We start from the raw sequence: 11507 nt of genomic DNA on the forward strand, positions 1-11507 counted from the left end.
CGGTTGTCACCACAAAATGGTGTGCACCCAGTTTTCTGGCATCGACTTCTTTCTTCGGCGATGTGCTCAGAACGGTCACTTCCGCGCCGAAAGCCACCCCAAATTTGATTCCCATATGTCCTAATCCGCCTAATCCTAAAACGGCCAGTTTATGACCCGGTCCTACGTTCCAGTGACGCAGCGGTGAGTAAGTTGTAATCCCTGCACAAAGCAGTGGAGCACATGCAGCCAAATCCAGATTGTCCGGTATGTGCAACACGAAATCTTCGTTGACGACGATGGTATTGGAATAGCCGCCGTACGTAGGGGTTTTCTTGTCCTGTTCCAGGCCATTATAGGTCTGGCTATTGCCGTTCAGACAGTACTGTTCCAGACCATGCTGACACGACTCACATTCCCGGCAGGAATCGACCATGCAACCCGTGCCTGCTAAATCGCCAACCTTGAATTTGGTAACGTGAGAACCCACGGCAACTACACGTCCCACGATTTCGTGACCCGGAACCATCGGGTAAAGGCTGCCTCCCCACTCGTCTTTAATTTGATGTAGATCTGAGTGGCAGACTCCACAATAGCGTATATCGAACTGGACATCGTGAGGGCCTACTTCACGGCGCTGGAAATTCCAGGGGGCCAGGTCTGAATCCTTGGTTTGGGCGGCATATCCTTTCGTTGCAATCATAACAAATAGCTTTAATTGTAAGGTGTTAATAAGGAGGGTTAGATGCTCAGGTTACTGCAAATTCTTCTTGAAAAAGGCTTCCAGCTTATCAAAGGGAATCACATCTGGCTTGTCATATAAATCAACGTGAGTGGCATTTGGAATAATCATCAACTCCTTTTGCCCGGCAGCCGCCTTATACGCATCTTCGCTGAAGTAACGGGAGTGTGCTTTTTCACCGGCAATCAGAAAAATTGGACGTGGAGAAATTTCGTTAATGTAAGTTAGCAAGGGCATATTCATGAACGAAAGCGCATTGGTAGCCGTCCAGGCACCGTTTGAATTAATCGAATTCGGATGAAAACCCCGTGGCGTTTTATAATAGTTGAAATAATCCATGACGAATTGAGGCTCATTGCCCTGTAATTTTTCAGGGAGGTTATTGGTAGAGGGAGCAGGCGTTCCCTTTTCGGCATCGGCCCAACGTTGCTGGCCCATTTGTTCCAGCATTTTAGTACGTTGTTCGCCCGTAAGATTATCAAAATAGCCTTTTGCCATTACCCGTGACATATCATACATACTGGTAGTCGCAACGGCTTTGATACGTTTGTCTACGGCGGTAGCGTTTAAACCCATGCCCGCGAAACCACATATACCAATGATGCCGATACTGTTCCGGTCAACAAACGACTGGAGACCCAGATAATCCACCGCAGCGCTGAAGTCTTCGGTGTTGATGTCTGGTGAAGCGACATTGCGAGGTTCACCACCACTTTCTCCGGTATAAGAAGGATCAAAGGCAAGCGTAGCAAAACCACGCGCGGCCATCGTTTGCGCATATAATCCGGAAGACTGTTGTTTGACTGCACCAAACGGGCCGCTAATGGCCAGAGCCGCCAACGGTTCACTTCCCCGATTCTTAGGCAGGTACAAGTCCGCCGAGATCGTGATACCATACCGATTTTTGTACGTTACATGCTGACGGGTAACCTTATCACTTAATTGAAACGTATATTGTTCTGCTTGCTCTGGCTGTTTCATGGATTCTATCGGTTGATTCGACGCTATAAGTTGGTTTTGTGCGTTGGCCTGCACAAACATCAGGCTGGCTAAAGGCAAAATGATCGTCGCGAGTTTCATGGCTGAGTTTTCTGTCTGAATTACGGATACAAAATTAGCCCACTACTAGGGTAGGGGGCTAACAATTATCAAACCGATACTTATAGATTTCAAACCTCCACCAGACGGAAGTTTCGTGGGTTGGTACCGGTAAACTTTTTAAAGAAATTGTTGAAGTAGGAGGGATATTCAAAGCCCAGGGCATACGCAATGTCGGAAATGTTCCAATCGGTATGTTGTAACAGAGCCTTCGCTTCGCTGAGAACCCGTTCAGCAATATGCGTCGTGGTCGATTTCCCGGTTACCTCGTTGACGGCCCGGTTTAAATAGTTGACATGGACATTGAGGTTCCTGGCGTAATCCTGTGCCGTAGTCAGTTGCAGCGGACGATCAGTCGTCTCAATCGGAAATTGACGCTCCAGCAGTTCAAGAAAAACGGACGTAATCCGGGAAGCGGCATTCTTATGATGATCAACGTTTTGTGAAGGTTCGAGTTTCAGCGCTTCGTGGATAATCAGATGGATATAATTACGGATCAGATCATCTTTATACGCATAATTCGTCTGCTGCTCCTCGATCATTTTTTGAAAGATCGTGTTTAAAAAATCCCGTTGCTGTGGGTTTATCGTGAGTATCGGTGTGCCACTAATTCTGAATAATGGAGACTGTTGCAGACTTTCTGATCGGTCGGATAATTTCAGGAATTCTTCCGAAAAAAGGCAGGTGTAGCCCACATACGTAGTGGAAATTGTTTCCCAGGAATACGGCACGTGCGGATTACCAAAAAATAACACCGTATCGTTGGCCTCAAAACTTCTGTCGGCGTAATGGATGATGCTTTTGCCGGTAGTCAGGCAAATTTTGTAGAAATCTTTCCGGCTGTAAATGCGAGTGGCATTGCTGTCACATTCAATCTGGAAAACATTGAAGCCTTTTAACTTGAGCTCATTATTGAACTCCGAAACCGAACGTACCGTTTGCTCTGCCATTCCCAAAGTTAAGAAATTCAAATCAACTAGCCCAATCGTTAAGCGGCAGGTGGGGCGAGTTGGGCACGTAATGTATTACGTTATACCCGTAATCGCATAAAAGGAAATCTGGTTTGTTACGGGTTAAAACTTCCAGACTTTGTGCAGAAAATCGTCGATGTAGGTCAGTGTTGGCGTAAACCACGGGTTGAAAAACATGAAGGTATGGGGCGCATCATCAAACGTATGCACTTCTGAATACGTACCAAATGGCTTGAGTTTGGCAATCAGATCGTCGCGCCCGGCGTGCATCCGACCAACCGAACTGTTCAGAAATAAGATAGGAGGGGTGTTTTTATCGATGTGATTCAGCGCCGAAGCTTCCTGCCATAAGTCGGGTTTTTCTGCCTTTGTATAACCAAACCAGTACGTACCGGCCGAAATTGATTTCGCATCATTGCCTTCCGCCGATTCAGGGTGAATGAATGCCAATACGCCATCAATATCGACAATAGCCTGCACATCGCTCGGGTACGTAGCGTTTCCGCCTTTTCCTTCAAACGTCGGATTTTTGTTCGTACTACCAATCAGAGCCGCCAACTGTCCTCCAGCCGAAAAACCCAGCACGGCAATTCGTTTTGGGTCGATGCCATACGTATCAGCGTTGGCGCGCATCCAGCGAATGGCGGCTTTTATGTCGTGCACGGCTGCCGGATACAAGGCTTCGGGCGACAGACGGTACTCAACCGGAATCGCGACAAATCCTTTGGCGGCAAGATGACCCGCCAACGTATTGTTATGCGAACGGTCGCCGGAACGCCAGCCTCCACCATGAATCATCAGGATAGCCGGTAATCGCTTGCCCGACGTAGCGGCAGGCGAATACACATCCAGTAAGAGCTTTCTGTAGGCCGTTGGTGAACTGTAGGAAATGTTACGGGCAGCCCGAACGCCAGCGGGTAACGTCGAATCAGCTATCGTTATGTCGGGATGGTACTTTTTCTCCTGTTCATACGACCGACGTACCGTAAACGACGTATCACGACCACCCGTTGGCCCCAACTGCGCCCAACCTAACGTAGTAAGCAAACACAAAGTAAACCCTAAAATGAGTGTTTGCAGACCAATGGGTTTTGATATATCTCTCATTAGTTATTCGAATTGAGCAATTAGCGTATATAGGTATATGTTACTTTATTTCTGGAATGAATTTCATTTCGATTAACCAGTTTTCACAGAGTGAAACCCACTCCTGGGTCGAGCCAGGGTTGTTACGTAGCGCAATAGCATGACCGCCCTGCGGAAAAATATGCAGACTTGACGAAATCTTCTTATCGACCAGTGCCTGATAAAAAAGCAAACTGTTCCGCTGATCGACGGCCGTATCGTTAAAGGCATGAACCAGAAAGCAGGGCGACGTAGTGGCGGTCACCGCATTTTCCAGCGAATAGGTTTTTAGCTGTTCGGCAGAGGGATTGGGCCCTAGCAAATTCTTTCGGCTACCTGCGTGCGCGTATTGCCCCATCGTAATAACGGGCGAGACCAGAATCGCAAAATCGGGACGGGTCAATTGTTTGCTGATCGAGTCGCTGATGGATGCTACGTTCGTAGTGGACGTAGCAAGTAAGGCCGCCAGATGTCCACCGGCAGATGAGCCCTGAATGCCAATTTTGTCGGGTTTGATGCCCCATTTTGCGGCATTAGCCCGAATCAGTTGAATGGCTCGCTGAGCATCCTGAAGTGGACCAATTTCCCGCTGTTGCAGATCGGGTGAATTGGGTAATCGGTAGTTCAGCACAAAGGCGCTAATACCCAGCGTATTGAACCATTTGGCGAGTTGCCAGCCGCTGATAACGTATGCCAAACGTTCGTAGCCCCCACCCGGACAAATAATGACAGCCGCGCCTTTGTTCTCCTGTGCTGATGGAAAAAACGTATACATACCCGGCGTACCAACCCGATAAACGCGCTCGTTGGCAATGCTGTCGGTCAGTTTCATGCCTTTCGAATTAGGCATTTTTCCAACTGGCCACAGCGGCATAAACTCCTGAGCGGTAGCCCAGTTCGATAAGCCGAAACAGAAAATAAGTACGTAGCCAAGTTTATACATACGGTCGGAGAGAATCGGACAGATACAGCCGGTTTAAAGAAAAGTAATCCAAGAATAAAGAAGCCAATGAGATTTAGCAAAGAAAAAAAATTGACTTTTTACGCAATCGTTGCCGGGAACGTTATCGGAGCAAACATGGCCTTTCCTGGACCCGCTTAGTGGTACGTACATCTATGCTTATGCTGCGATAAAAGTATCTGCTGAGCGCACGTAACGGATTTATTTGATCATTATCCGTATAAAATTATGTATTTTAGCCAGTGAATTGTGGTGTACAAATGTGAGCATGGATTATAAAGCGCTTCCTGATGCGGCCTTATTAACGTACCTAAAAATGGGTGACGAAGCTGCTTTTCAGGAGATCTATTTTCGTCACTGGAAAAAGCTGTACACCCTTGCCCGTAATAAACTTCCGTCGACAGACAGCCCGGAAGATATGGTGCAGGATCTGTTCGTGAAGTTATGGGAACAACGCGAAAGTCTGTTTATAGAAAATCTGGGCGCGTATCTGTACACATCGCTTAAATATGCGGTGATTAACCTGTTTAAGGCAAGACTAACGCGCGAACGCTACACCGAACATGCCCAAACGTTTGCGACGGTGGAACACTACACCGAGGAGCAAATTGCCCTGAACGACCTAATGGCTTCTGTAGAGCAGCAGGTAAACGATTTACCGGAAAAGACGCGCCAGATTTTTCGGCTAAATCGGCTGGAGTACAAAACGGCTAAAGAAATTTCGGCTCAACTGAGCATTCCCGAACGTACCGTCGAATACCACATCAGTCTGGCTCTTAAGTTGCTACGTCCGATGTTGCAGGATTATTTTCTGCTTGCCCTCTTTCTGTGGCAGTGGAACTGCTGACATTAATTTGAATAGTATACTTTCTGTTTACTACTTCAGCTTTTTTCGCAACCAGGCTCTTACCGGTCTATCATACCATATCAAACTGACATAAGCCAACACGATTGCTCCTGAAAAGGTGAGCAGTGCATAAGGCCAGGCCTTCCCTAATGTAATGCCCTTATGATTGCTTATCCATGCTACGTAAAAATAGACAAGCACATAATGAGTCATGTACAGGGGATACGAAAGGTCGCCCAGAAACTGACAAATTTTAGCTTCCGTTCGATTACCTATCACCCCACTGGCACCGGTGTAAACAATAACCGGAAAGACTAGAATGATACAAAACGCTTCGTACAAACCATTCATCCAGAGATGGTCTGCACCGCCGATTCTTGGCATAAGCAAAACAATTGCAACCAGCAGGCTGCACCAAAAAAACGCATGGTTGATAGTTATAGGCCTTGATACCCGTGATAACAGCAAACCGGCGAAAAATGGAAATATCGTACGCGTTATTCCAACCCGCATATGTTCGACATTGAGCGTCCACCCACCGGTAACGTCTCCATTGGGGTTCGTAACCGCGAAGTGCAAAAGCAAGGCACCGGCCAGTACGACAAAACAAGCTAAGGCTTTGTTCGATAATTTCCGTAGTCCCAATGCATAAAGAATATTAGCTATATACTCGAAAAATAAGGACCAGCCAACACTGTTGAGCGGATGCATTTCCTGCCAGCCGCGTATATCCATGGAAAGTGGTAAGGGTATCAGCGTATAGCCAATCAGCATAACAAGGATCACCTTCCAGACCGGAACGGTATGAATAAGCGGCCATATCGTTGAGTCGGTAAAGTAGAAGCCTATAGCTCCCAGCGTCATACCCAAAATAACCAGTGGTTGCAGCCGCTCGACCCGGCGCTGAAGAAATCCGCCAATGGTTAATTTATCCCATGTGTCGGCGTAGGCATACCAACTGACAACGCCCGATAGTAGAAACAAAAAAACCACGACCAGGTAACCATGATTGACAACATTGTCGAGGTGGCTGCTGGCCAGCGGCTCGGTAAGGTGAGAAAATACCACAATAATAGCGGCTACTCCCCGAAGTCCATCCAATATCTGATAATGCGGCTTTGTACCAAGCTCGTTAGTGTTCATAGATGGAAATATATTCCAATTGAGGGCAGCTTTTACATTTTATTCTGCTCCCAACCCCTCTTCTTCTGGGGCTTTAGAGTGATGTGCAGCAATAATATTCGTAATACAAACAGGGAATACGTTGCTTTTCTAGCCACATCTATCTGAAAAAGCTAGTGTGAAAGTGTCGAGTTTTGTCCGAGTCTTGGGAGGTTACATTTCAGCAAAGGTTAAAGGTATTTACACATTTACGGGCTAGTAAGAAATCAGGTACGTAGCGTTAGGTTCGGATTCGGAAACGTACATTCTGTTGCCTAAAAGTTGACATTATATGTGTTTTTGTTTTCGCACATAACAAACGTGCTGTGTGTGCTCCCAATGCCTGTTACTGAGCCGAGTTTATTGAATACAAAGTCCTGATAATGTTTCATATCCCGTGCATACACTTTCAGTAGAAAATCGAAATCCCCGGAAATATTATAGCATTCAACCACCTCACTCAACTGAAGAATGTCGGTTACAAACTCATGACCAATGCTTTTGTCATGATGCTTTAACTTAATATTACAGAACACAATCAAGCCGTAGTCGAGCTTTTCGGCGTCAATCAGGGCGATGTATTTTTTGATATAGCCGTTCGCTTCCAGCCGTTTTACTCGTTCAAAAACGGGCGTATGTGATAGGTTTACCTGCTCGGCTAGTTCTTTGATCGTTTTGCTCGAATCTTCGCCCAATAACTTGAGCAACTGCGCATCGATCTGATCCAGTTTTTCCAAAGAATATTTTTCTTTAATTTAAAAAATCAGGGTCCTGAAAAGAAGAATTGTCTACTAAGGCAGCAAAGGTAGATTTTTATACTAAAGCGAGTCGAGAAAGGTAGATATTGAATCTTGATTTATAGTTTTGTGACGTAATTTATCCGTATACCCGGGTTTCGATAGAAATCTGAATTAAACGTGAATCAGCCGGACTGTCGGATGGTGTAAACCCCGGGTTGTTGCGCAAGTATAGGTACCACCGGTTTTGCCAGCAATGTTCGCTGTTTGTTAATAAGGAAATGTTTCTAGAAAAGATTAAATCTGCCGAATCAGGCGTACTACTTTACGGCATCACGCCACCCAAAGCCGATACGCAACCGGAACGAATTACCGAGATTGCTCAAAAAACGATTGAACGACTCACTGGTCTGGATATCGATGCATTGGTGGTGTATGATGTTCAGGATGAATCAGCCCGGACAAGTGAAGAACGACCATTTCCGTTTTTAACGGCGCTTGATCCGCTGGTTTTTGCTTCGGGGTATCTGGTCGATTTGCCTATCTCTAAAATAATCTATCGGCCTGCGGGTAAATTTTCTGCCGAAGAACTGACCGACTGGCTGGAAGAATTGCATGACCAAAACTTTTATCCTGTTTTTGTTGGTGTACCGGCACCTGATTTTCCGGTAAAAACCAGCCTTTCGGAGGCATACAGGATATGGAGCAGGCACAAGGATACGTCGGTTATTGGTGCAGTAACGATTCCTGAACGGCACAACCTGCTGAACGATGAGGATACCCGAATTCTGGATAAAATGAATTGCGGAGTATCGTACTTTATTTCTCAGTGCGTGTTCAACCTAGACTACGCCAAGCAGGTTATCGAAGATCTGGCTCTACGCTGTAACCGGCAGCAGATAAACCCTCCCACGATCATTTTCACACTCACCGCCTGCGGATCGACAAAAACACTCCATTTTATGGAATGGCTGGGTATTCATGTGCCCGACGAGTTGAAAGAAGAACTGAAAGCATCGGAGGATATGCTTGGAAAGTCGGTGAACCTATGCCTCGACATTGCCTCAGCACTGACCACTTATTGTCTGGAACGTGGCATTCCATTCGGCTTTAATATCGAAAGTGTTGCCATTCGTAAAGCCGAAATTGAAGCATCCATATATATGGCCAATACTCTAAGCCAGATGCTGAAAGATAAAGGCGTAAGAAAACCATTAAAAGAAGTTGACGTAACGACTGCAAACCCCTTGTAAGGCCTGTGGCATTGCTCTGTAAGGGAGTGTATTTCCGCTTATTGAAAACAGATGTTTGTGAGAAAATAGTCACCTATTTGCCCGATTGTACCAGAAGCTCACGGTGCACGGGTGTGACGAGAATTACCGTAATAATATAATTATTATGCAATAGTTGAGTAACCGTACTGCGAAAAGGAGCGATTTGTGAGAATTTTCTTTGGCTACTATTTTGGTTTCTCTTCAAGTCATTCAGTAACATAAGGAAGGATCAGTCAAGACATTTCTCTCCTTCGCTGTTACCGCCGGTTAAGGTTCAATTTAACGAGGGTGTTTTCACACTCTATTGTTGGAAGTTTATCCTACAAATAGCTGTTTCGTCGAAAATTGTGTCTATTAAGTACTAAACAATAAGGCTGTTTAGGATAATGCAAAAGACTTCCAAAGAAGGGCGAAATTTGAGGTGCGAAACACAAATTTTAGCCGTTCATGGAAGTCTTGGACAAAGTTACGATTCAGAATTGGATACTGCCCTATCTGAGCTTGGGCGAGCGCGGTAAAGATATTAAAGTGGAGAGGAGTGCACTGATCGAGGCCATTTTGTACAAACTCAAAATAGGTTGTCAATGGAGACAACTGCCTGTTAAGCAGTTTTTTGATGATCACAACCTGACTTGGCAAGGTGTTTATTACCACTTCAATGAGTGGCGAAAAGATGGCTCCTGGAAACGCGTTTGGCTCAATGTGCTGAGGCTTAATAAGCGATTTCTGGACTTGTCGAGCATCCAACTTGATGGCTCCCACACACCCGTTAAAAATGGTGGTCAAGCCGTAGGTTATCAGGGCCGTAAGGCCGCTAAGACAACAACGAGTCTGTTTTTGGCTGATAACACGGGCCTGATGTTGGCTTGCGCTACCCCACAAGCTGGTAATCATCATGATCTGTTCGAGATCGAGAAGCTCTTTGAGGAGTTGTGCCTGCTGCTGGAGTCGGCCAAAATTAATCTTAAAGGTTTGTTTCTCAACGCCGACAGTGGATTCGATGCCCAGAATTTGCGAGTGGCTTGTGTCAATCGAGAAATCGCAGCCAACATTGCGGTCAACCCCCGTTCGGTAACTGAACAGCCGATAGACTGGGTTTATTTTGACGAACAACTCTACAAACGACGCCCTGTGATTGAACATGCTAATGCTTGGCTTGACAGTTTTAAGACCCTGCTTGTTCGCTATGAGACGAACGTGGAGAATTGGCTCTCGTTCCATTGGTTGGCCTTTGTAGTGTTATTTTTGAGAAGAATCAACCGAAAAAAGAAATCCTAAACAGCTTCAATATCAACCTTGCTTCTAATTATACAGAAAGATTGATGAAAGTTGACGAAGTTTAGTGCAGGAGATTTAGTGAAACTGAAAACAGTTGGGCCAGAAACGGTTATTACAAGGCTTGATTGTTTGATTGTCGATTCGTCAAGCCTAATTTACTGTGAGTTGTATAAGATATTTATAGAGGATGATCCTGAAAAAATAGGGCCGGTTCAAAAAGGAATTACAGAAAATAAAAACTAGTTATGTATACTCAATCGCCCTAATTATGCGCAAACGTCTTCTAGCCATGCTCTCGATCCTTATTTTTTTCACCGCTGTTATCCAGGCGTGTAAAAAAGAGGATTACAGCTCGTTCGTATTAGTACATACCCCCATTGATCCGGCTACCTTCCCGCCAGTCAGTAACCCAATTACGAATGATACGGCGTTGCTTGGCCAGACACTGTTTTGGGATCCCATCCTATCAGGCGGCAAAGACGTAGCCTGTGCAACCTGCCATCATCCCAGAAATGCCTATACCGATGGCTTGGACCTCTCATTGGGTGCCAATGCCGTGGGCTACGGACAAACCCGCCGGTTTCTAACGCCCAACGACGTGCCGGTAACCAGGCGAAATACGATGACCCTACTCAATGCCGCCTTCAATGGCATGGATGGTAGCGGAACGTATGACCCCTTGACCGCGCCCATGTTCTGGGATTCCCGTATCAAAAGTCTCGAAAATCAGCTGATCGGCCCGTTAACAACATTTGAAGAAATGCGTGGTCATGCCTACAGCGAGGCCCTTACGTTAGACAGTTTAGTGGCCCGGCTAACCAAAATTCCCGAGTATCAGCAGCGGTTTCAGGCCGTCTTTGGCAGCCCGCAGGCCATTACAGCGGCTACGATCGGTAAGGCTATTACGGCCTTTGAACGGAGCTTGATTGTCCTGAATTCACCCTACGACCGCTATCAGAAGGGGGATAAAACGGCGCTTACGGACGATCAAATTCAGGGGATGCGACTCTTTAAGGACGAAGGCTGTCCTATTTGCCATTCGGGCCCCATGTTTTCCGACTATAAATTGCATGTGATGTCGGTGCCGGATAATCGCCAACTAACCAGTTCGGATGCTGGGGCGAGTGGAACCTATGCGTTTCGGACACCCTCCTTGCGAAACGTTGAGTTGACGGCTCCCTACATGCACAGTGGGGTTTTTCAGTCCCTGAAAGAGGTGCTTAAGTTTTATGACGATATCGGCGAGCCTATTTCACAAAATCCGCACGTACCGGTGAAGCAATTAGACGCTAACATACAGCGAGTTGCCCTGCGAGACACTGAGCAGCAACAAC

Annotated in this window: 11 protein-coding genes; 4 read left to right on the forward strand and 7 right to left on the reverse strand. The window is 46.2% G+C overall.

Going from position 1 to position 11507, the window contains the following annotated elements; all coding sequences use genetic code 11:
• From ACOJS8_RS07375 to ACOJS8_RS07395, 5 genes are all read right to left on the reverse strand, one after another.
• On the reverse strand, positions 1-682 hold a 682-nt coding region (locus ACOJS8_RS07375), incomplete at its 3' end, for an NAD(P)-dependent alcohol dehydrogenase (protein WP_420147898.1).
• Positions 683-733: 51 nt separating this feature from the next.
• Positions 734-1801 carry an alpha/beta hydrolase gene (locus ACOJS8_RS07380; protein ID WP_420147899.1) on the reverse strand — a complete coding sequence of 356 codons (1068 nt, stop codon included), beginning with the start codon at positions 1799-1801 and terminating at the stop codon, positions 734-736.
• An 89-nt stretch (positions 1802-1890) separates the two neighbouring features.
• On the reverse strand, positions 1891-2769 hold the full coding sequence (locus tag ACOJS8_RS07385; protein WP_420147900.1) for a helix-turn-helix domain-containing protein: 879 nt from the start codon (positions 2767-2769) through the stop codon (positions 1891-1893).
• A gap of 123 nt (positions 2770-2892) precedes the next feature.
• Positions 2893-3897: an alpha/beta hydrolase fold domain-containing protein gene (locus ACOJS8_RS07390; RefSeq protein ID WP_420147901.1), complete on the reverse strand. Its 1005-nt coding sequence runs from the start codon at positions 3895-3897 to the stop codon at positions 2893-2895.
• 40 nt (positions 3898-3937) lie between these two features.
• Positions 3938-4858, reverse strand: coding sequence for an alpha/beta hydrolase (locus ACOJS8_RS07395; RefSeq protein WP_420147902.1), 921 nt, complete (start codon positions 4856-4858; stop codon positions 3938-3940).
• A 286-nt stretch (positions 4859-5144) separates the two neighbouring features.
• On the opposite strand from ACOJS8_RS07395, the gene ACOJS8_RS07400 reads away from it, so the two are divergent.
• Positions 5145-5723, forward strand: a complete 579-nt coding sequence (locus ACOJS8_RS07400; RefSeq protein ID WP_420147903.1) for an RNA polymerase sigma-70 factor — start codon at positions 5145-5147, stop codon at positions 5721-5723.
• Between the two features lie 30 nt (positions 5724-5753).
• Here the strand turns inward: ACOJS8_RS07400 and ACOJS8_RS07405 are convergent, their stop codons facing one another.
• Together ACOJS8_RS07405 and ACOJS8_RS07410 are read right to left on the reverse strand one after the other, a co-directional pair.
• On the reverse strand, positions 5754-6866 hold the full coding sequence (locus tag ACOJS8_RS07405) for an acyltransferase family protein (protein ID WP_420147904.1): 1113 nt from the start codon (positions 6864-6866) through the stop codon (positions 5754-5756).
• A gap of 293 nt (positions 6867-7159) precedes the next feature.
• Positions 7160-7621, reverse strand: a complete 462-nt coding sequence (locus ACOJS8_RS07410) for an Lrp/AsnC family transcriptional regulator (protein WP_420147905.1) — start codon at positions 7619-7621, stop codon at positions 7160-7162.
• Between the two features lie 281 nt (positions 7622-7902).
• On the opposite strand from ACOJS8_RS07410, the gene ACOJS8_RS07415 reads away from it, so the two are divergent.
• The 3 genes from ACOJS8_RS07415 to ACOJS8_RS07425 all read left to right on the forward strand — a co-directional run.
• Positions 7903-8874 (forward strand): methylenetetrahydrofolate reductase, encoded by a 972-nt coding sequence (locus ACOJS8_RS07415; protein WP_420147906.1) that lies wholly within the window; start codon positions 7903-7905, stop codon positions 8872-8874.
• A 468-nt stretch (positions 8875-9342) separates the two neighbouring features.
• Positions 9343-10173, forward strand: coding sequence for an IS5 family transposase (locus tag ACOJS8_RS07420; protein WP_420147907.1), 831 nt, complete (start codon positions 9343-9345; stop codon positions 10171-10173).
• Positions 10174-10441: 268 nt separating this feature from the next.
• A partial coding sequence (locus ACOJS8_RS07425) for a cytochrome-c peroxidase (protein WP_420147908.1) occupies positions 10442-11507 on the forward strand: 1066 nt, incomplete at its 3' end.

The organism is Spirosoma sp. (assembly GCF_048594605.1).
Taxonomy (GTDB): Bacteria; Bacteroidota; Bacteroidia; order Cytophagales; family Spirosomataceae; genus Spirosoma.

Bases quoted from the DNA above. Each gene is read 5' to 3' on its own strand.
- ACOJS8_RS07380 (WP_420147899.1), bottom strand. From the start codon at position 1,801: ATGAAACTCGCGACGATCATTTTGCCTTTAGCCAGCCTGATGTTTGTG.
- ACOJS8_RS07385 (WP_420147900.1), bottom strand. From the start codon at position 2,769: ATGGCAGAGCAAACGGTACGTTCGGTTTCGGAGTTCAATAATGAGCTC.
- ACOJS8_RS07390 (WP_420147901.1), bottom strand. From the start codon at position 3,897: ATGAGAGATATATCAAAACCCATTGGTCTGCAAACACTCATTTTAGGG.
- ACOJS8_RS07395 (WP_420147902.1), bottom strand. From the start codon at position 4,858: ATGTATAAACTTGGCTACGTACTTATTTTCTGTTTCGGCTTATCGAAC.
- ACOJS8_RS07400 (WP_420147903.1), top strand. From the start codon at position 5,145: ATGGATTATAAAGCGCTTCCTGATGCGGCCTTATTAACGTACCTAAAA.
- ACOJS8_RS07405 (WP_420147904.1), bottom strand. From the start codon at position 6,866: ATGAACACTAACGAGCTTGGTACAAAGCCGCATTATCAGATATTGGAT.
- ACOJS8_RS07415 (WP_420147906.1), top strand. From the start codon at position 7,903: ATGTTTCTAGAAAAGATTAAATCTGCCGAATCAGGCGTACTACTTTAC.
- ACOJS8_RS07420 (WP_420147907.1), top strand. From the start codon at position 9,343: ATGGAAGTCTTGGACAAAGTTACGATTCAGAATTGGATACTGCCCTAT.